At 63.8% G+C, this 19582-nt stretch carries 23 protein-coding genes; 13 read left to right on the top strand and 10 right to left on the bottom strand.

The window, feature by feature from the left end:
* Positions 1-11 precede the first annotated feature (11 nt).
* Positions 12-704, bottom strand: coding sequence for a glutathione S-transferase family protein (locus tag LB538_RS16345; protein ID WP_224524925.1), 693 nt, complete (start codon positions 702-704; stop codon positions 12-14).
* A 61-nt stretch (positions 705-765) separates the two neighbouring features.
* Here LB538_RS16345 and LB538_RS16350 point away from each other — a divergent pair, with 61 nt between their 5' ends.
* The 3 genes from LB538_RS16350 (at position 766) to LB538_RS16360 (ending at position 3478) form a co-directional block, all read left to right on the top strand.
* Positions 766-1275, top strand: a complete 510-nt coding sequence (locus LB538_RS16350) for a DinB family protein (RefSeq protein WP_224524924.1) — start codon at positions 766-768, stop codon at positions 1273-1275.
* A 209-nt stretch (positions 1276-1484) separates the two neighbouring features.
* The gene (locus tag LB538_RS16355) at positions 1485-2306 is read left to right on the top strand and encodes a hypothetical protein (protein WP_224524923.1); all 822 of its coding nucleotides are present in this window, start codon (positions 1485-1487) and stop codon (positions 2304-2306) included.
* Between the two features lie 386 nt (positions 2307-2692).
* Positions 2693-3478, top strand: coding sequence for a GGDEF domain-containing protein (locus LB538_RS16360; RefSeq protein ID WP_095767192.1), 786 nt, complete (start codon positions 2693-2695; stop codon positions 3476-3478).
* A gap of 49 nt (positions 3479-3527) precedes the next feature.
* Here LB538_RS16360 and LB538_RS16365 read toward each other — a convergent pair whose 3' ends face one another.
* The gene (locus tag LB538_RS16365; RefSeq protein ID WP_224524921.1) at positions 3528-3905 is read right to left on the bottom strand and encodes a hypothetical protein; all 378 of its coding nucleotides are present in this window, start codon (positions 3903-3905) and stop codon (positions 3528-3530) included.
* Positions 3906-4145: 240 nt separating this feature from the next.
* Between LB538_RS16365 and LB538_RS16370 the strand changes: the two genes are divergently transcribed.
* Positions 4146-4961, top strand: coding sequence for a sterol desaturase family protein (locus tag LB538_RS16370; RefSeq protein WP_224524918.1), 816 nt, complete (start codon positions 4146-4148; stop codon positions 4959-4961).
* A gap of 63 nt (positions 4962-5024) precedes the next feature.
* Here LB538_RS16370 and LB538_RS16375 read toward each other — a convergent pair whose 3' ends face one another.
* From LB538_RS16375 to LB538_RS16385, 3 genes are all read right to left on the bottom strand, one after another.
* Entirely contained in the window at positions 5025-5327 is a 303-nt protein-coding gene (locus LB538_RS16375; protein ID WP_095767062.1) for a DUF982 domain-containing protein, read from the bottom strand.
* A gap of 183 nt (positions 5328-5510) precedes the next feature.
* Positions 5511-7592, bottom strand: coding sequence for an ATP-dependent helicase (locus LB538_RS16380; protein WP_224524915.1), 2082 nt, complete (start codon positions 7590-7592; stop codon positions 5511-5513).
* 145 nt (positions 7593-7737) lie between these two features.
* On the bottom strand, positions 7738-7905 hold the full coding sequence (locus LB538_RS16385; protein WP_181165039.1) for a hypothetical protein: 168 nt from the start codon (positions 7903-7905) through the stop codon (positions 7738-7740).
* A gap of 134 nt (positions 7906-8039) precedes the next feature.
* Between LB538_RS16385 and LB538_RS16390 the strand changes: the two genes are divergently transcribed.
* Positions 8040-8222 carry a hypothetical protein gene (locus LB538_RS16390; protein ID WP_140846066.1) on the top strand — a complete coding sequence of 61 codons (183 nt, stop codon included), beginning with the start codon at positions 8040-8042 and terminating at the stop codon, positions 8220-8222.
* A 269-nt stretch (positions 8223-8491) separates the two neighbouring features.
* Here LB538_RS16390 and LB538_RS16395 read toward each other — a convergent pair whose 3' ends face one another.
* Positions 8492-9460, bottom strand: a complete 969-nt coding sequence (locus LB538_RS16395) for a LysR substrate-binding domain-containing protein (RefSeq protein ID WP_224524912.1) — start codon at positions 9458-9460, stop codon at positions 8492-8494.
* Between the two features lie 112 nt (positions 9461-9572).
* Between LB538_RS16395 and LB538_RS16400 the strand changes: the two genes are divergently transcribed.
* The 5 genes from LB538_RS16400 to LB538_RS16420 all read left to right on the top strand — a co-directional run bounded on the left by LB538_RS16400 (position 9573) and on the right by LB538_RS16420 (position 12844).
* Positions 9573-10406, top strand: a complete 834-nt coding sequence (locus tag LB538_RS16400; protein WP_181174920.1) for a hypothetical protein — start codon at positions 9573-9575, stop codon at positions 10404-10406.
* A gap of 59 nt (positions 10407-10465) precedes the next feature.
* Entirely contained in the window at positions 10466-11515 is a 1050-nt protein-coding gene (locus LB538_RS16405) for a DMT family transporter (RefSeq protein WP_224525200.1), read from the top strand.
* A complete protein-coding gene (locus LB538_RS16410) occupies positions 11496-11717 on the top strand; it encodes a hypothetical protein (protein ID WP_224524908.1) in 222 nt (73 codons plus the stop codon). Before LB538_RS16405 ends, LB538_RS16410 begins: the two co-directional genes overlap by 20 nt.
* Positions 11718-12073: 356 nt before the next feature.
* Positions 12074-12523 (top strand): MucR family transcriptional regulator, encoded by a 450-nt coding sequence (locus LB538_RS16415; protein ID WP_095767194.1) that lies wholly within the window; start codon positions 12074-12076, stop codon positions 12521-12523.
* A gap of 3 nt (positions 12524-12526) precedes the next feature.
* Positions 12527-12844 carry a hypothetical protein gene (locus LB538_RS16420; protein WP_224524905.1) on the top strand — a complete coding sequence of 106 codons (318 nt, stop codon included), beginning with the start codon at positions 12527-12529 and terminating at the stop codon, positions 12842-12844.
* 95 nt (positions 12845-12939) lie between these two features.
* On the opposite strand, the gene LB538_RS16425 is transcribed toward LB538_RS16420, so the two are convergent.
* The 3 genes from LB538_RS16425 to LB538_RS16435 all read right to left on the bottom strand — a co-directional run bounded on the left by LB538_RS16425 (position 12940) and on the right by LB538_RS16435 (position 14593).
* Positions 12940-13140, bottom strand: a complete 201-nt coding sequence (locus LB538_RS16425) for a hypothetical protein (RefSeq protein WP_095767070.1) — start codon at positions 13138-13140, stop codon at positions 12940-12942.
* A 290-nt stretch (positions 13141-13430) separates the two neighbouring features.
* Positions 13431-14141, bottom strand: a complete 711-nt coding sequence (locus LB538_RS16430) for a lysozyme inhibitor LprI family protein (protein WP_224524902.1) — start codon at positions 14139-14141, stop codon at positions 13431-13433.
* Between the two features lie 215 nt (positions 14142-14356).
* Positions 14357-14593: a hypothetical protein gene (locus LB538_RS16435; protein ID WP_140846071.1), complete on the bottom strand. Its 237-nt coding sequence runs from the start codon at positions 14591-14593 to the stop codon at positions 14357-14359.
* Between the two features lie 136 nt (positions 14594-14729).
* Between LB538_RS16435 and LB538_RS16440 the strand changes: the two genes are divergently transcribed.
* From LB538_RS16440 to LB538_RS16450, 3 genes are all read left to right on the top strand, one after another.
* Positions 14730-16607 (top strand): ABC-F family ATP-binding cassette domain-containing protein, encoded by a 1878-nt coding sequence (locus tag LB538_RS16440; RefSeq protein ID WP_224524900.1) that lies wholly within the window; start codon positions 14730-14732, stop codon positions 16605-16607.
* A 120-nt stretch (positions 16608-16727) separates the two neighbouring features.
* The gene (locus LB538_RS16445) at positions 16728-16922 is read left to right on the top strand and encodes a hypothetical protein (RefSeq protein ID WP_140846073.1); all 195 of its coding nucleotides are present in this window, start codon (positions 16728-16730) and stop codon (positions 16920-16922) included.
* Between the two features lie 175 nt (positions 16923-17097).
* A complete protein-coding gene (locus tag LB538_RS16450; RefSeq protein WP_224524897.1) occupies positions 17098-19203 on the top strand; it encodes a molybdopterin-dependent oxidoreductase in 2106 nt (701 codons plus the stop codon).
* Positions 19204-19234: 31 nt separating this feature from the next.
* Here LB538_RS16450 and LB538_RS16455 read toward each other — a convergent pair whose 3' ends face one another.
* A complete protein-coding gene (locus tag LB538_RS16455) occupies positions 19235-19447 on the bottom strand; it encodes a hypothetical protein (RefSeq protein ID WP_224524894.1) in 213 nt (70 codons plus the stop codon).
* Between the last annotated feature and the right edge of the window lie 135 nt (positions 19448-19582).

A 19582-nucleotide genomic window follows, 5' to 3' on the forward strand; every position in this document is an offset into this window, starting at 1 on the left:
ACTCGCAGACTTCACGCCGCCGCCGCGACCTGCCGGCCGAGCCCGCCATGCAGGTCGAGACAGCGCTCGAACCAGCGGGCGATGCTGTCGCCGTCGTCGAGCAACCGGAAAGGCGAGGCGATGCGGCCCCATTGCAGCGCCCCGAACACGATGTAATCGGCAAACAGCGGCGCCTCGCCGCCGATGAAAGGCTGATAGGCGAGTGTCGAGCGCAGCGGCTCCAGCGCGGCGCGGAAGGCCGGGAGCCCGGCATCGCGGTTGGCCACGACGTCTTCCAGGCGCTTGCCATAGCGCTGCTCGCGATTCTCGCGGAAATAGGCAGCGTTCGGTTCGTCCTGCATCGCATGCAGATTGGTCAGCGCCACCGTCGCGATGTAGGGGTGTATGGTGAGCTGCGACCAGCGCTCGATGAAGCGTGCCATCGCCTTGCCGCCTTCGCCGGAAAAAAGCGTCGGCCGTTCCGGATAGGCTTCGTCGAGATAGAGCGCGATGGCGAAGGAATCGGCGACAACCCGCTCGCCGTCGCGGATCACCGGCACCGTCCTCGACACGCCGGCTTCGACTTTCGGCACCTCCAGGAAGCGCGTCGGCACGTTGGTGGCGGCAAGTCCCTTATGCGCCAGTGCCATCTTGGTCTTCCAGCAATGCGGGCTGAACGGGCGGGCGACGTCATGGCCGACGAGGTCATAGAGCAGAATGGTCATTGGCGGGTCCGTTGCTGCGGGTTACGAAGGGTCCGGATTCGGGTCAAGCCGGGTGGGAAGAATGAAGCAGCATTTCATGATGTTTGCGGCGTACAATCAATGGGCCAATGGCCGTCTCTATGATGCCGCCGCCGATCTTGCCGAAGACGAGCTCGGTCGCGACGTCGGCGCCGTCTTCGGCTCGATGCTCGGCACGCTCAACCATCTGCTCGCCGTCGACCGCGTCTGGATGAAGCGCTTCACCGGCGAGGGCGACGCGCCTTCGAACACCGCCGCCATGCTCTACCACGCCTTGCCGGCCCTGAGGCTGGCGCGCGAGGCCGAGGACAGGAGGATCGTCGACTGGGTGGGCGGGATTGGTGACAAGACGCTCGCCGGCCGTTTCTCCTACATGACCGTCGACATGCGCACCGTCTCGCAGCGCCTTTCGCCGGCGCTCGGCCATTTCTTCAACCACCAGACCCACCATCGCGGCCAGGCGCATATGGTGCTCACGGTGCTCGGCCGGCCCTCGGTGTCGCTCGACCTGGCACTATTCCAGCGCTCCGAGGAAGGTCGCGCCTACGCCTGAGCGCTGCGTGGTCCAGGCTTTTCCGCGAGCCGATTGTTGATCAAACTCGACCATCAAGGAAGACGCGGAATCAGCGAATTTTTCCTTGAAAAAATGGAACCCTGACCGAGCCCGTTCGTATTCCCTTCATTCCCTCTCGCACAGGCATGCGCACGGACCCGGCAGTCCGGCGATGCAGTGCGAAAAAAGTGGCAACGAAGGAGAATGCCATGAATGGTATCGTAGAAAAAATCGCCGGCACATTGATCGGCGGCATCGCCATTCTCGCCGTGCCGGCGAATGCCGCTGGTCTCGACATCGGCTTTGGTATTGGCAACACTGGCGTCGCGGCGGGTAACCCGGGCGGCGCGGGCACCGGCACGGGCTCCTCGATGGGTGGCTCAACCGGTCTCGGCACTGGCTTTGGCAGCAGCATCGGCGGCGTCGGCGTGGGCGGCACCGGCGGCTTCAACGCCGGCACTACTGGCTCGATCGGCGGCGTCGCGGGCACGACTACCGGGACAGGCACCTCGTTCGGTGCGACCGGCGGCATCGGCGGCACCGACACGGTGGGCGGCGCCAGCGGCTTAAACGCCGGCACCAGCGGCTCGATTGGCGATGCCATGGGCACGACCACCGGCACCCCGTTCGGTGAGACGGGCAGCATCGGCGGCGTCGGCACAGTAGGCGGCGGTGGTTTGAACGCCGGCACCAGCGGCTCGATTGGCGGTGCCATGGATACAACCACCGGCACCTCGTTCGGTGCGACCGGTGGCGTCGTCGGTACCAGCTCCGTGGGTGGCGGCGCCGGCGGCTTGAACGCCGGCACCAGCGGCTCGATTGGTGGTGCCACAGGCACAATCATCCCCAACACTGGTACCTCGTTTGGTGCGACGGGCGGCGTCGGCGGCACCGGCACGGTGGGCGGCTCCGGCGGCTTCAACGCCGGCATCGGCGGCTCGGCCGCCGGCTCCACCATAGGTTCCGGCAATACCTCGACCGGTGGAATCGGTGGCACCGTGGGTGGTTCGGGCAGCTCGACAGCCCACTAAAAGGAAAAGCAGAGCCCGCCGCCGTGGAGGCGGGCCTGCCGTTCGCGTTATTGCTGCGCGCACCGAGCTTGCATTGAAGCCGATATTGTTCTCCCGCTGGACAATCGACCGGTTGCAGCGGGGCAATACCATGCAGCCAACGGCCAACCGGGAGCATCGGACCGGCCGTGAGGCTCTGCGGCACTCCTGCCGCGTTGCCGGCTGCGGCCGGCGGTGCCTGACGAGGCCTCCGGCCAGTCGGAGAGCCTTCCGTGGTGGCTTTCTGCTTGCCCCCACCGCAGGCGGTGCCGACGGCGTGTTAACCACACTTGCATTGAAGCTAATATGTTAGGACTTCTTTTGCGCTCGCGCTCCACAATAAGCGTGTTGCAGTGGGAGCAAAGGGCATGCGCATCGATTTGTCCCCGACAAGTTGGGGCAGGGTCGTGGTGGTCACCGCCGCCGGTACCGCCTTTTTCATCGCCGCCGCTTTCTTCGTCGATTCCTTCAATTTCCCCTCGCTGTCGCCGCAGGCGCTGCTTTGGGCGCAACTCACGGACCTTTTCCTGCCGCTTGTCCTTGGCGGCTCCTTCCTGTTCTTCCTGATGTGGAAGATGCGCCAGCTGGCCATCACGCAGAAGGAACTCGGCGTCATTGCTGCGACCGACAGCCTGACGGCGGTCTTCAATCGCGGTGCCTTCTCGATGCTGGTCGAAGCCTATCTCGAGCGGGCGCGCGACCAAACGGTCGCCGACACCGGCGCGCTGCTGATCGTCGATGCCGATCACTTCAAATCGATCAACGACCGCCTCGGTCACGATTGCGGCGACCAGGCGCTGAGGTTGATCGCCGCGACGATCAAGGGGCAACTGCACGGCGCCGACATTGTCGGACGCATCGGCGGCGAGGAATTCGCGGTCTTCCTGCCCGGCGCCGACGCCGCACGCTCGTTTCTGGTCGCCGAATCCATCAGGCGCCGCATCCGCGAGGCCGAGTTTGCGCCCGGCGGGCGGCCTTGGCCGCTTTCCGTGAGCATCGGCGGCACCGCCTTCAGCGGCCCGACCACCTACCATGACATGTTCCAGGTCGCCGACCGCCATCTCTACAAGGCCAAGTCCAATGGCCGCGACCAGGTGAGCTTCGAGATTCCGCGCGGCGGGCCGGCGGGTGATGCCGCCGGCACGGTCCACTGAATCCGAGGACAACGGTGCCTGCGGTTGAGCAGCGGCCTCTGCTGGCGGATCAACTGGCGCTCGACATCGAGATAGGCCTGATCGGGCCCGCCGCGGTCGGGGTCGACCCCGGCTGATGCACCACCGCCATCAGCATGCCGTGTTCGGCGAGCAGGTTCAGCCACTTCAGCGCTTCCCATTTAGGCGTCGCGCCGCCGCGGCCCGTGAGGCTGCGATTCATGTAGCCGGGATAGGAAAGCAGGCGCTTGCCCGCCGAGGCGCCGCAGGTGCCGATCCTGACCGCCTTGCCGTCGGCGGTGACCCAGGCATAGACGGCTTCGCCGAGTTCGCAGGCCTTCGGATCGGTTATCGTCACTCGGATCGACGACTTGTCCCGGCCAAGCCGCATTTCGGCCGCCGGCTTGAAACGCTCGCGATCGAGAAACATCCGCCCTCCCGATGCATGTCGCCGGAAGTGTGCAACGGTTCCGGGACAACGACATGCATCAAAACAAAGACTTAAAGCGCGTCCGCAACTGACATTGTGAACGGCAACCGTCCGTGTGGTGTTTCACGCAGCCGTCGAAAGTTTTCACGCGATTTCGCAGCGCCGCGTATGCCAGCAACGGTCCGTTCATTCTTTGGCGGCTAGTGTCGGAGACTGGCCTCAGCCGATCCGCGAGCGACCGTGTTCGATCTCATCGACTACAAGGCGGTGCTGGTCATCGCCCTCATCTTCATTCCGCTCGAGCAGCTCCTGCCGCTGCATGCCGAGCAATCGGCCACGCGCCGGCATTGGCTGAACGACGTCTTCTATCTGCTCTTCAACGGCATCGTCATCAAGTTCGGCCTGTTGCTGGTGATCGGCGCTGCGATGCTGGTGGTCCCGCGCGTCCTTCCCGAGGCGCTTTCGGCCGCCGTCCGGTCGCAGCCTTTATGGCTGCAGACGATCGAGGCCCTGCTCATCGCCGATATAGGCTTCTACTTTGCCCATCGCGCCTTTCACACGGTGCCGTTCCTGTGGCGTTTTCACGCCATCCATCACTCGATCGAGGAGATGGACTGGCTGGCCGGCCACCGCGTGCATCCGGTGGATCAGATCCTGACCAAGTCGGCTTCGTTCCTGCCGCTCTTCGCCCTGGGTTTTTCCGGGGAAGCGGTTCTCATCTATGTGCTGATCTATCACTGGCAGTCGGTGTTCATTCACTCCAACACCCGCATCAAGTTCGGGCCGCTGAGATGGCTGATTGCCTCGCCGCAGTTTCATCACTGGCACCATGCCAACGAACGCCAGGCCTATGACAAGAACTTCGCCGGACAGTTGCCCGTCCTCGATCTGATCGGCGGCACCTTGTTCATGCCGCAACATATGCCGGAAAAATACGGCATCGACGAGCCGGTGCCGCAGCTCTATCACCAGCAGCTCGTCTATCCCTTCGTGACCGCGGCCGAGCCGGTCGCGCCGATCGCAGAAACGTTACCGGCGGCCGCCAAGCCGGAATGACGTCACGGAAAAACCCGCCACTGAGGGCGGGCTTTCCGGGAGGGCGGTCTTCTGTTGTAAAATTCAGGCGGCAAAGCCGCCATAGCCGCGCGCCACCGGCTTGACCGAGACGACCGGCTGCTCCGAAGGCCACAAGACGCCTGCCGTCACCGCGAAGGTGATCAGCGCATCGCGCGCGGCCTCGACCGGGATTTCTCCATTCCGCGCGGCCTCGCAGGCCTTCACCGCGGCGCCATAGCTTAGGCGGCGGCGCGACGGCGGGAACTCGGTCAGGAAATCATGCATCTCGAACAGCGAGGCGATCATGCGCTTGTGGCCGGCGCCGACGCTGAGGGCGACCGGTGTGAAGAACGTCCTGTCGTGCATTCGGACCTCGTCAGTTGGCTGCGGAGGCGGCGAGCCTCCCTGGCTGGGGAAGGACGCCACACAACGCGGCTTGCGGCGGGAGGTTCCACGCATGCCGCTGTTTTCTCAAGGATGGCGTGCTCCCCGCTGGCGCGGAGACAAATCGGGCTCTTTGCCTTGCAGTCGCTGGAACGGCCAGACAGCCTATTTCCACATGCCGCGCATGCGGGCGCCGAGGTCGACCTTGACGCCCGGCCGCTGGCGCGGGTCGTCCTTGAGCGCGGCGCTCGCCCAGGACGACTGCTCGAAGGCCGAAAGCATCGAGGCCGGGATGAAGCGCGTGCGCGAGGCATAGACGTGGCGGTCGCCGCGCGCCGCCTGGTTGTGCGGATAAAAGCGCTGCGGCACGACGAGATGCAGGCTGTCCTTGGCCCGGGTCATCGCCACATAGAGCAGGCGTCGCTCCTCCTCGATGTCCTCCTTGGTGCCGACGCCGAGATCGGCCGGGATGCAGCCGTCAACGGTATTGAGCACGAAGACGTTCTTCCATTCCTGGCCCTTGGCCGAATGGATGGTCGATAGGATGAGATAGTCCTCGTCGCGATGCGGCGGTCCGGCCTGGTCGCTTGTGGCGTCGGGCGGGTCGAGGGTGAGCTCGGTCAGGAACCGCTCGCGCGACGGATAGGTCGATGCGATCTGCTCAAGCTGGTGGAGATCGGCCCGGCGCGTGATCGCATCCTCATGGATGCGCTCCAGATGCGGCTCGTACCACAGCCTGATCCGCTCGAGGTCGGCCGGCCATTTCGCGCCGGCGCGTAAACCGCCATAGATGTCGAGGAAGACCGGCCAGTCCTGCGCCGCGCGCTGCGGCGGCCGGAACCGTGCGAGGCCCAGTGTCTCGTCCAGCGATGTCGCCATGGCGTCGACGATCTGCGAGGCGGCGGACGGGCCGATGCCCGGCATAAGCTGCAGCACGCGAAAACCGGCGATGCGGTCGCGCGGGTTCTCGGCAAAGCGCAGCATCGCCAGCATGTCCTTGACATGCGCGGCATCGAGGAATTTCAGCCCGCCGAACTTGACGAAGGGAATGTTGCGGCGCGTCAGCTCCACCTCCAGCGGCCCGCTATGGCTCGAGGTGCGGAACAGCACCGCCTGTGCCTTCAGCGCCGTGCCCGCCTCGCGCTCAGCCAGGATCGCCTGGCATACATAGTTGGCCTGCTCGGCCTCGTCGCGCACGCTGACCAGTTGCGGTTTGTGCGAGGACCGGCGCTCGGTCCACAGATTCTTGGTGAAGCGCTCGCTGGCCTCGCCGATCACCTTGTTGGCGGCGGCCAGGATCGTCTCGGTCGAGCGGTAGTTGCGCTCCAGCATGACGATCTCGGTGGGCTTTGCGAATTGTTTCGGGAAATCGAGGATGTTGCGCACTTCGGCAGCGCGGAAGGAATAGATCGACTGTGCGTCGTCGCCCACCACGGTCAGCCCGGCGCCGTCCGGCTTCAGCGCTAGAAGGATCGAGGCCTGCAGCCGGTTGGTATCCTGGTACTCGTCGACCAGCACGTGATCGAAGCGGCCGCCGAGATGCGCCGCGATCTCCGGCTCGGCCGCCATCTGCGCCCAGTAGAGCAGCAGGTCGTCGTAATCGAGAACGTTCTGCGCCTGCTTGGCCTCGACATAGGCCGCGAACAGCTCTTTCAGCTGGTCCGCCCATCCTGAGCACCAGGGGAAAGCCGAGCCAAGCACTTCTCCCAGCGGCGCCTGCGCATTCACCGCGCGCGAATAGATCTGCAGGCAGGTGCCTTTGGTGGGAAAGCGGCTTTCGGTCTTCGAGAATCCCAGCTCGTGCCGCGCAAGGTTCATCAGGTCGGCCGAATCCTCGCGGTCATGGATGGTGAAGGCCGGGTCGAGGCCGATCTGTTCGGCATAGTCGCGCAGCAGTCGCGCGCCGATGCCGTGGAAAGTGCCGGCCCAGGCCAGCGCGTCGGCGATGATTGCCGCGTCGCGCCCCAGCACCTCGCCGGCAATGCGCTCGACGCGCTTGGCCATCTCGGCCGCCGCGCGGCGCGAGAAGGTCATCAACAGAATGCGGCGCGGATCGGCGCCCTTGACGATGAGATGGGCGACGCGATGCGCCAGCGTGTTGGTCTTGCCGGAGCCGGCGCCGGCGATCACCAGCAGCGGCGCCGCCACCTTGCCGTTGCCATGCATCACCGCCAGCCGCTGCGCGTCGTTCAGCCGGCCAAGATAGGCGGGCGCCTCGAAGGACGAATCACGAGCGGCGATGTTCATCGCCCATCAAGCATCGTTTCCGCTTTGTTCGCAATAATTTCCTCGCCCCGCGCGAGCGGGAAGAGGTGGCCGCGAAGCGGCCGGAGAGGGGCAGCGCCGGCATCCACGCTTCACCGGAAGGGGCTATTCCCAATCGAAAGAGCCGCTACCGCTTCGGCTCGACCCCCATCGCCGCCGACTGGCGCCGCAAATTGCGCCTTTCGTCGCCCGGCATATCCAGCGGCGCGACGTCTCCAGGCACTTCGTCGATGATCCTCACGGCAACGCGATAGGCGGTGTAGGCAAAAAGCCCGGCAAGCAGAAGGCGGACCATAATTAGTTTCCTCGTTGCGTTCGATTGGCTCGGGATTCCAACCGGACTCGGATCGGTTGGTTCCCGCCGGTCAACGCAACCAAACCGCCACCGCCCCGTTTGCCCCTCAAAGGAGCGAACGAGAGGAGGTCGTCATGAAGAAGCTTCCTGTGCTGCTGGCTCTTGCGGCAGGGCTCGTGCTCGCCGCCTGCGACAACAGCGTGCCGCCCACCAAGGCGCCGGGCGATGAAGTCAACCAGAACCCGCAGGTCGACAAGAACCCTGTGCCGAAATCGACCACCGGCGGCGATCAGCCAGGCACACCGCCGAAGCAATAGCGCCAGGGCCGGCCTTGCCGAGATTATCGTCGGGCTGAAACGAAGAAGGCCGGCGCTGCTTGGGAGGAAGCTGGGTAGCGCCGGCCAAGCGGGAAAATCAGGCCCGCCGCACAATCCAACATAGCTGAGTCTCCGCTTCGCGTCATGGTGCGATCGCGGTAGCCGGCTATGGAGCCACCGGAAAATCACGAAATTCTGCAGGGCCCGTCATTGCGAGGCCTCCGATGGTGCGGGATTCGCTCAAGTGAGCATCCGTGGAAGACTGGCCTTCACGCCATCGCCACGCGCCGTACCGGCACGTTGGCGATCTCGATGTCCAACTGGCGCTGCGTCAGCGCCGCTTCGGCCATGATCCACCGCTTGAACAGCTCGACCTTGCGGGCGCCGACCGCCTTGATGGGGCTGACGAAATACCAACCCGCCGTGTTGGGATGGTGGACCGCGAAGGGGGCCACCAGCCGTTCGGCGCGGATGTCGCTTGCCATATAGGCGCGGTTGGCGACGGCAAAGCCCATGCCGGCATTGGCCGCTTCGTAGGACATCATGCAGCTATCGAAATAGACGCTCCTCGTTTCGCCAAGCACGAAGCTTGCGCCGGCAAAGCCCAGCCACGACTGCCAGTTCTGCGTGCACGTGTCAGAGTGTAGCAGCGTGAAATAGCGCAGATCCTCCGGCACGACCTTCGACAGCGGTTTGTCGCCCAGCACCTCATGGAAGAGTTTGCGGCTGCACACCGGCGTCAGGTCTTCCTTGAACAGCAGCTCCGACGTGAGACCGGGGAAATTGCCGTCGCCATAACGGATTTCGAGGTCGTATTCCGAAGTCGAGAATTCATGCGTGGCGTAAGAGGTCGACACCCGCATCTCAATATCAGAATATTGATGCTGGAAGGCCGAAAGCCGCGGAAACAGCCAGCGCGCCGCAAAGGTCGGCAGCACGCAGATCCGCAACACATGCGCCTGCGACTGGCCGGTAGCCTCCATGCTGGCCGCCACGATCCGCTCCAGCGCCTCGCGCACGCGCGCCACATAGGTCTCGCCCTCCGGCGTCAGCGACACGGCATTGCCGCCGCGCTCGAAGATCTTGAAGCGAAGCTGGTCCTCCAGGCTCTTGACGCGCTGACTGACGGCGGAAGCGGTGATGAACTGCTCCTCGCCGGCACGCGTGAAATTCCTGTGCCTCGCGGCGCTTTCCACGATTTTCAGCGAATTGAGATTGACCTGACTGAGCAGTCGCACGGGGTTTCGACCTTAAGCTGCGCTTACGCTACCACCAGCATTCCTAAATTTACAGGGGTAGGCGTTTAAATGACTGTTAACCAAGTGTTGCCCCCATCTTGGAGAAAATAGAATGAACGCCCATACAATTCCCGAACTGCGCTGTGCAATGAGCCGCGAGGCCATCATTGGTCATGAGACCTCCTGGAAAGTGTCGGGTTTCGGCGTCGCCCAGTATCGTCACGGTTACGACCCGGCTCTGCTTGCCGCCATCGAAGAAGCGGCGCTCAAATTGAAGGCCAGCCATGCCGTGCACAAGCACCTCGACCTCACCTTCATCACTGGTGCCGACCGCTATATTCCCGAGATCAAGGAGCTCTTGCACGACAAGCTGCGCCTGGAAAGATTGTCCGACATGATGGGAACCAAGCTCGAGCCCTATCCGCTGTCGATCGTCGGCTCGACCGTCACCTTCATGAATCCAAGGGATGGCGCGGTCGAATGGCATTGCGACGGCGTTCCGGTGACGGAGCTCATTCCGCTGTCGATCAGCGATCCTCTCATCGGCGGTCATCTGGAAATCTACTGCGACGATTCCGAGACCGGCCGCTCGATTCTGGAATCCGGCCGCGAGCTGCCGCGCAACAAGATCATGCGCATCGACCACAAGATGAATTACGCCACGCTCGGCCAGTTCCTCGGTGTGCTCCACCGCACCGCGCCGATCCAGCTCGGCGAGCGCGTCACCCTGGTGCTCAACCAGCGCTCGACGGCCAAACCCTATGTCGACGACAACCGCATGTTCTACCTCGCCGCCGACAACGACCATGACCGTGCCTGGGTGAACGAGCTGGCCGAGGATGTCTGGACCAACCAGCTGCCCGCCTACCGCCGCCATGCCGAGGAACATCCCGTGCCGCAGCCGACGGCGGAAGCGGTTTCCGGCGGGGCGAGGGAGTCTTGGTAATGACCGACGATCCGGTCGAGTGTCAGCCGCCTTCAGTGTCGCTGAGCCTCGGGCCGGTCATGCCGGAAAGCCAAAGCCTTTCCGGCGCCCGCGGCGCGGCGCTTGCCTTCGCCCTCGGCGCCGTGGCGCTGTGGGCGACCAACGCCCTGGTCGGCAAGACGTTGCTTGCCGTCTATCCGGTGTCGCAAGTGCAGTTCCTGCAATTTTGCGGCGCGACCCTGGTTTTCGCGCTGATCCGGCTCTTTCCTTCCCCTCTTGTGGGGGAAGGTGGCCGAGCGAAGCTCGGTCGAATGAGGGGTGCTGGACGGATCGCCGACGCCGGAGTTCCTTCCAACACCCCTCATCCGTCTCGGCGCTTCGCGCCGATCCACCTTCTCCCACAAGGGGAGAAGGGAAATGCCGCGCTCGCCTATCTCGTTGGCTTCCTCGGCCTGGTCGGCACCATGGTCCTGCAATATATCGGCTTCGCCTCGGCGCCGGTCATCGAGGCGAACCTTGTCGCCTATACTTGGCCGCTGATGACTGCCGCGGCGGTCATCCTGCTTGGCAGGCCGCGGCGTCCGCTGTTGCTCGGGCTGGCGGCGGCGCTTGGTTTCGTCGGCGTGGCGCTAGTGATCTCCGGCGGCCGAGCGCATTTTTGGTCCAACAGTGCATGGTTCGAAGGCGGCAGCCTTGTCGGCTATCTCGCCGCTTTCGGCTCCGCGCTCTGCATGGCCTTCTACTCGTTCGCTGTCGGCCGCCTCGCCGTGTCGCCCGAGCGGCTGCTCCTGCCTTCGGCGCTGATCGGTGTCGCGCTCACCTTCGCCTGGTGCCTGCATGATGGCGTCGTGCGCCCGAGCGGCGCGCATCTTCTGCTCGGCTTCTATCTCGGCGCCGGCCCGATGGGGCTCGGCTATTATTTCTGGTCGCGCGCGGCAAAGCTCGACCACGGCGGCAGGATAGCGGTCGTCGCCTATCTGACGCCGATAGCTTCCACGTTTCTGCTGACGCTCTCGGGCGAAAGCTTGTCGATGACGGCTGTTGCCGGCGCCGTCCTCGTCATTGGCAGCTGCCTTGCGGTCGGCATCGAAGGTACGGAGAGCAGGCACAATGTCCAAAATGGCCGTTGACGAGGACGAACGCCGCGCCAGGCAGGAGGCGCACTGGCTGGTCAGGGAGTTTGGCGCGGAGGCGCCGCTCTATGCGGCCATGAAGGCCGAAAAGGCCATCGAGCAGAAGGACTTTAGCCGCTGCGCGCGCTGGAAGCGCGTGCTGGAGATCCTCGCGGAGAGGCCGCCTGCCGAGCTCAGGCGCGGTATCGCCGCCGGATGAGCGATTTGCCATGGGGCCGCCGAATCGCGCATGGTCGAGCATCCGGCGGGGGGATTGCCGTTGCCGTGCTGGAACTTGGCCTGAACTTCGATTTTTCAGCAACTCCTACCGTAGGTTGAAGTGCTATAGCCCTTTTTACCTATCCAGGCGGGCGGCCGGTGCTATAAAGCGTGCGCTATAGCTATTAGAATTCCTAACTTGCGCGTTTCCAGTCCGTGTAGAAACATCGCCTGGTATTGAGTCTCGTAGCTTTACTGACTCTGGACGGTCCGTTGGGGGACAGGTCCAATTCGATACACCGACGAAAGTCTTAAAAAAAGAGCTGGCGATTTGAGGGCCAGCAGAAGGTGAAAAAATTGTCCAACATCGACGACAAGACTGCAATCGAACTGACCGCCGACATTGTCTCGGCCTATGTCGGCAACAATCCGCTCCCTGCATCCGGCCTGCCCGATCTGATCGCCAGCGTCAGCGCGTCGGTGCGCAGGCTCGCCACCGGCAGCGTTGTCAAGGAGGCGGTGGCGCAGACGCCTGCGGTCAACCCGAAGCGCTCGGTTTTCCCCGACCACATCGTGTGCCTGGAGGACGGAAAGAAGTTCAAGTCGTTGAAGCGTCACCTCGCGACCGATCATAACCTGACGCCGGACGAATATCGTGCGAAATGGGGCCTGCCCGCCGATTATCCGATGGTGGCGCCGAGCTACTCGGCCACCCGCTCGGCGTTGGCCAAATCCTCCGGCCTCGGCCGCAAGCCGGCCGGCGGCGACGCGGCCAGGAGCAAGGGCAAGCGTAAGGCCAAGGCGTGAGGCATGTTGCCCGCAGCGGATGATGTCGCGCCATGGCCATTGCGCGACCATCTGGCCGACCTTGCCGCGTTGCGCCGCGGGGTCGCCGCGCAGTGCTCAGTGAGTGCGGCTCACGGCGTCAAGGCGCGGCGCATCCTGTTTTCGCTGGGCAGTCCGTCCGGCGACCTGCTTGCGGCGCTGGACGCGCTCGACCGGTTCGAGCGCGCCATCATCGAATGCGACGCTCCGCCGGTAATCGAGGCGCACAGGCTGCAATGTCTCGCCGTCCTTGAGCAATTCCAGGAAAAGTGTGAGCGGTTAGGCTCGGCGACTTCGGCGTAGCCTTTCCGCCCGGAACTGCGTCAAAACAGGGAGATGGAGCGATTTACCGTTTCCTCGAAACGGTGAAACGCTCTGGACCGCCTTATGGCGAGCGCTCAGCCGAGGACCTGAGGCGGCTCCGCCGGCCGGACCTGCTTGGGGTCCTGCTCGTTGGCCAGGCTCTCCGCCTCGACCGCCGTCATCTCAAGAAGGTAGACGAGCATGTTGTAGCGCGTGCGCGAGAGCATCTTCGCCAGCTTGCGCGTGATTTCCGCGACATATCGCAACGTGCGTGGATCGTTGATCGCCGCGCCCATCGTGAGCTCCTGAATGCCAGAGCCAAGTTTTCTTGGATCAAGTTATCGTTGGCGCCAACTCACGACTCACGGCGCATCGGCAAGGTCGCAGGTTTGCGATAAAAACTGAAATCAATTTTTGATAAGCATCATGCTTGGGTCAGAAGATTTCGCTGCCTTTTTGGTGGTATCGTCGCTTGCTGCATCAATATTGAGCACGAGGCAAACTTGCGGTTGTCTGCTTGCGACGGGTTGATCTTTCTCCGGGAATGTTGATCGCCGTGGCAGTCAGGAGCGACGTCGGGTGCGGCTTAGTTCTTGTAGGCAGAACAAAAGGCGGGCGGGTTGTCGTTGCCGATCATGGCGCAGCCGCGCTTGATCTCGTCGATCATCATGCTGCATGCATTCTGCCCGTTGCAGGGCGGATGGGTCGCCGGCGACACCTGGACGCATTGCGAGACATACTCGTCCGACTTCGCCTTTCCCGCGGATTGCACGCATGGCCGCGTGTCGTTCCGGCTTGCCTGTGCAGGGGCGGGTTTCGCAGATGCCGTGCCAGCCGTCGCGGGCGCGGCGCTGCCGCCGCTTTGCGGCACGCAGGAGAGGTCGCCTTCGGGACATTGCAACTGGTGCTGCAACTGCGCCAGCCGCACCTTGGTCAACTCCGCCTTGCAGGACTCGATCAGGCTCGAATGCGCGGAGCCATCGGCATAGGGCTCGGTGCGGAAGGCGCATTCCTTGTCGCGGAACGGGATCCAGGCGCGCTGCGCCTCGCGCAGGCGCTTCAGGTCGGCGGGAGCCAGACGTCCCGCCAGCTCCTTGTAGACTGCATTGAGCCCCGCGTCCGCCGAAGCGGCATTCGCGGCCGTGCAGGTCGCAAGGTCGGCCTGCGTCTTCGCTGCCGCGCAGTCGATGGTTGCCGCACGGGCGGCGGGAGTGGTGGAAAGCATGGTCAGCCCGGCGACGACTGCGAAAATCGCGACCGCCAGCGAGGCCGAAAGGAGAGAGGTCTTGGCTGACATCTGATCTGTCCTCTGCTTGAGCCGAACCCGCCGCTCGCGCCAGCATAGGTTGAGACGACCGCGGCGATCAACGCCAAACCTGTGACGTGGCAAGCAAAGTGTGACCGGGCGAAAGCAGAGGAACGAACAATCCTTCCTTGAGGGGAGACATTCCGGCAGGCCGGCAGGATAGAAGGGCGTGTCCGCCAGCCTCTTCGTCAATCATAAGGCGAAGCCTAGGATGCTTTTCCGGAATCGATTTGGATCAACAGGTGTTTCGGCTCCCGCGTCTCCAGCCGGTTCGCAATCTTGGCCGCTTGGGGCGAGATTGGTTGGCCCTGCAGCCCGCTCGCGGGTTCAGCGGCGAGAGCAATGTGAGCGGTCTCGTCTTCGAACAGAACCACCTGCGTCGCCAGCGCGGTTGTCGTGGCGACCTGGAAGAAGATGAAAGCCAGGGCGAGATAGCGGATCACGGGCGTCCAAACGCTTCGGCCGGCAACTGGTTCCAGTCCTTCGAGTTTTTTGCTGAACGGCCAAACACAGCGAGCGCGGGTCTCATCCCGGGCCCTGGCTCTTGCGAAGCGCCGATCTCCCGTGCAAAAGCCGGCCATGCTTATCATCAACGACCTTACGCTGCGCATGGCGGGGCGGCTGCTTCTCGATCATGCTTCATTGACGCTGCCGGCCGGCACAAAGGCCGGCCTTGTCGGCCGCAACGGCACCGGCAAGACGACGCTGTTCAAGGCGATCACCGGCGATTTCCCTTCGGAAACCGGTTCGATCAGCCTGCCGAAAAGCATCCGCATCGGCCAGGTGGCGCAGGAAGCCCCCGGCACCGAGGAGCCGCTGATCGACATCGTGCTCAAGGCCGATATTGAGCGCACCGCGCTGCTCGAAGAGGAAAAGACGGCGACCGACGCGCACCGTATTGCCGACATCCACATGCGGCTGGCCGACATCGACGCCCACTCGGCCGAGTCCCGCGCGGCCACCATCCTTGCCGGCCTCGGCTTCGACGACGCGGCGCAGCGCCGCCCGGCTTCCTCCTTCTCGGGCGGTTGGCGCATGCGCGTGGCTTTGGCCGCAGTGCTGTTTTCCGAGCCTGACCTTCTGCTGCTCGACGAGCCGACCAACTATCTCGACCTCGAAGGCACGCTCTGGCTCGAGAATTACGTCTCGAAATATCCGCACACGGTTCTGCTGATCTCCCACGACCGTGACCTGCTCAATCGCGCCGTCAATTCCATCGTCCACCTCGATCAGAAGAAGCTGACCTTCTGGCGCGGCGGCTACGACCAGTTCGAGCGCCAGTACACCGAGCAAAAGGAACAGCAGGAAAAGGGTCGCATCAAGCAGGAAGCCGCCCGCAAGCATATGGAATCCTTCGTCGAGCGTTTTCGCGCCAAGGCCTCCAAGGCCAGGCAGGCGCAGTCGCGCATCAAGGCGCTGGAAAAGATGAAGCCGATCGCGGCGATCGTGAACGACACGGTGCGGCCATTCTCGTTTCCGGAGCCGGTGAAGACGGTGGCATCGCCGATCGTTGCGCTCAACAACGTCAGTGTCGGTTATACGCCCGGTGAGCCGATCCTGAAGAAGATGACCTTGCGCATCGATGCCGATGACCGCATCGCGCTGCTCGGCGCCAACGGCAACGGCAAGTCGACCTTCGCCAAACTTCTGTCCGGCCGGCTGAAGCAGGAGGCCGGCACGATGACGGTAGCGCCTGGGCTGAAGGTGGCGATCTTTGCCCAGCACCAGCTCGACGATCTCAGGCCTGAGGAAAACGCCTACGAGCATGTTCGCAGGCTGATGCCGGAGGCGCCGGAATCGAAGGTGCGCGGCCGTGTCGCCCAGTTTGGGCTTACCACCGAGAAGATGAACACCGCAGCCAAGGATCTGTCCGGCGGCGAGAAGGCGCGGCTTTTGATGGGGTTGTCGGCCTTCGAGGGGCCGAACCTGTTCATCCTCGACGAGCCCACCAATCACCTCGACATCGACAGCCGTGAATCGCTGATCCATGCACTGAACGATTTTCCGGGCGCCGTGATCCTGATCTCGCACGATCGGCATCTGCTCGAGGCGACGGCCGACCGGCTGTGGCTGGTCAAGGACGGCGCGGTCAATCCCTATGACGGTGACCTCGAGGATTATAAGACGCTGGTCACCGGCGTTTCCGCCAACCGCCGTGAGCAGAAGGAGGCGGACAAGGCGTCCAAGGCCGATCGCCGCCGCGAGGCGGCCCAGCGCCGTGCGGCACTGGAGCCTTTAGCCAAGGAAATCCGCGCCACCGAGGCGCTCATGGACCGCATCCGCAGGCGCATCGACCTGATCGAGGACGAGCTTGCCAATCCGGCGGTCTACGAAAAGGACCCCTCGACCGCGACGCAGCTCGCCAAGGAGCGCTCGCAACTGGCACAGACGCTGGCGCAAAACGAGGACAAATGGCTGACGATGTCGGCGGAGTATGAGGAAGGGATCGCGGAGTAGCGCGGTTCCCCTTCTCCCCTTGTGGGAGAAGGTGGATCGGCGCGCAGCGCCGAGACGGATGAGGGGTGTTCCAGCGGAGTGAGACGCTGGGAATTGGGTAAAGCGGTGCGGGAAACGTCGATGTCCAGAAAATTGTGGATCAATGCAGGCAGCCTTCTGGCGGTCGACTCGAACGCAAGTGTCAAATGCCCGGAATGTGGCGAAGCGGACCTCAAAGTTTTCGACACCAAGGCAGGCGAAGATCATATCGAGCGGCACATGCGCTGCCCGAAATGCGGCGCTTATAGCGCGCTGTATAAAAACATCACTGAGTAGCCGACATTAGGTTTGATTCCAGCTTGGCAGTTGCCTTGCAAGACAACCGCCTCATTTCTTCCAACACCCCTCATCCGTCTCGGCGCTACGCGCCGATCCACCTTCTCCCGCAAGGGGAGAAGGGGGAGCCCATCTGGCCCTACACCTCGTCCCTAAAACCCGCTACACACCCCGCATGAACCAGCACGCCAAGCTCCGGATCGGCCATTCGGCCTGCCCGCATGATTGCCCCTCCACCTGCGCCCTCGAAGTCGAGCTGCTCGATGACAACCGCATCGGCCGCGTCCACGGCGCCAAGGCGAACAGCTATACGGCGGGTGTCGTCTGCGCCAAGGTCGCGCGCTATGCCGACCGCGTCCACCATCCCGACCGGCTGCTGAAACCGCTGGTGCGCGCCGGGGCCAAGGGCGAGGGCGCCTGGAAGGAAGCCAGCTGGGAAGCAGCCCTCGACCTTGTGGCGGAAAAATTCATCGCAGCCGAAGCGAAATACGGCTCGGAGACGGTCTGGCCTTATTTCTACGCTGGCACGATGGGGCTGGTGCAGCGTGACGGCATCCAGCGGCTGCGCCACGCCAAGAAATACTCGGGCTTCTTTGGCTCGATCTGCACCAATCTCGCCTGGACTGGCTGGATGATGGGCGCGGGCGCGCTGCGCGGTCCCGATCCGCGCGAGATGGCCAAATCCGACTGCGTGGTGATCTGGGGCACCAATGCCGTGGTCACCCAAGTCAACGTGATGACCCATGCGACCAGGGCGCGCAAGGAGCGTGGGGCCAAGATCGTCGTCATCGACATCTACGACAACGCCACGATGAAGCAGGCCGATCTCGGCCTGGTGCTGAAGCCCGGCACCGACGGCGCGCTCGCCTGCGCGGTCATGCACGTGCTGTTCCGCGACGGGCTGGCCGACCGCGCCTATCTCGAGAAATACACCGATGATCCGCGTGGGCTGGAAGAACACTTGCGCGTCCGCACACCCGAATGGGCGGCCGCCATAACCGGGCTATCCGTCGCCGAGATCGAGGCATTCGCCCATCTCGTCGGCAAGACCAAGAAGACCTACTTCCGCCTCGGCTACGGCTTTGCCCGCCAGCGCAACGGCTCCGTCAACATGCATGCCGTCTCCTGCATCGCCGCCGTCACTGGCGCCTGGCAGTATGAGGGCGGCGGCGCCTTCCACTCCAACTCCGGCATCTTCCAGCTGAACCAGGACGTGCTGGAAGGCACCGCGATGCGCGACCCGAAGGTGCGCTATCTCGACCATTCGCGCATCGGCCCGGTGCTGACGGGCGCGGCCGACGCGCTCTATGGCGGTCCCCCGGTGACGGCGATGCTGATCCAGAACACCAATCCGGCCAATGTCGCCCCGGAGCAGCGGCTGGTGAGAAAGGGTTTTCTGCGCGAGGATCTGTTCACCTGCGTGCATGAGCAGTTCATGACCGACACGGCCAAGCTCGCCGACGTCGTGCTGCCAGCGACGATGTTTCTGGAGCATGACGACATCTATAAGGGCGGCGGCAACCAGCACATCACGTTGGGCCCCAAGCTGATCGAGCCGCCGGAGGGGCCGCGAACCAACCACTATGTCAATGAGGAGCTCGCTAAGCGCCTCGGCGTCGGCGACCGTCCGGGCTTCGGCCTGACCGAGCGCGAGCATATCGACATCATCCTCGGCAAGCGCGGGCTCGGCAGCTTCGACAGCCTGAAGGCTGAGAAGTGGGTCGACCTGCAGCCCGGCTTCGACGACGCGCATTTCATCAACGGCTTCGGCCATGCCGACAAGAAATTCCACTTCCGGCCCAACTGGACCGGGCAGTCGGCGCCCAACCGGCCGCCGAAAAGCATGGGTCTGTTCGGCCCGGTGGGACGGCTGCCGGAATTCCCCGATCATGTCGAGCTGATCGAGGTCGCGGACGAGGAGCATCCGTTCCGGCTGGCGACCTCGCCGGCGCGCAATTTTTTGAACTCGACTTTTGCCGAGACGCCAGTGTCGAAGGCCAGGGAACGCCGGCCCGAATTGTTGCTCCATCCCGAAGATGCCGCGGCGCTCGGCATCGAGGATGGCGGCCGCGTCGAAGTGGGCAACCGGCGCGGCGACGTGGTGCTGCACGCAAAATTCTTCGACGGCGTGAAGCGCGGCGTGGTGGTCGCCGAAGGCATCTGGCCGAACAGCGCGCATGAGCGCGGCGAAGGCATCAATGTGCTGACCGGTGCCGATGCGCCCGCGCCCTATGGCGGCGCCGCCGTCCATGACAACAAGGTGTGGCTCAGGGCGCTTTGACCCACTTCGCGGTCTGCCATCGCTTGGCGGCTCACCAGGTGGGATCTCGGCCTTCGAGATCATCGTCCGGGACGACCTGCGATTGGCGCCCATGGCTGGCGTAGGGATCCACGTAAGCCATCTTGAGTGCGTCGCCTACCAAACCGGACATGGCATTGAGCGATGCGCCGAGCCTCGGAAAGCCTCGCCGCAGCAGTTTAAGGCGTCGGACTATGATCGGGCTTGTGGTGAGGATGTCAGCCATGATGTCCTCCTGTAACGGCGACAATGGCGCTGCCTCCCACGCAGGTCCTTGGCTTGAACCTGAAGAGACCTGAACGGCTCTGAATTTGCCTGAAGCGAAGAATCCCGAACGGCCCTGAAGTTCGCCTTCAGGGTT

The organism is Mesorhizobium sp. Ca11 (assembly GCF_020165275.1).
GTDB lineage: Bacteria > Pseudomonadota > Alphaproteobacteria > Rhizobiales > Rhizobiaceae > Mesorhizobium.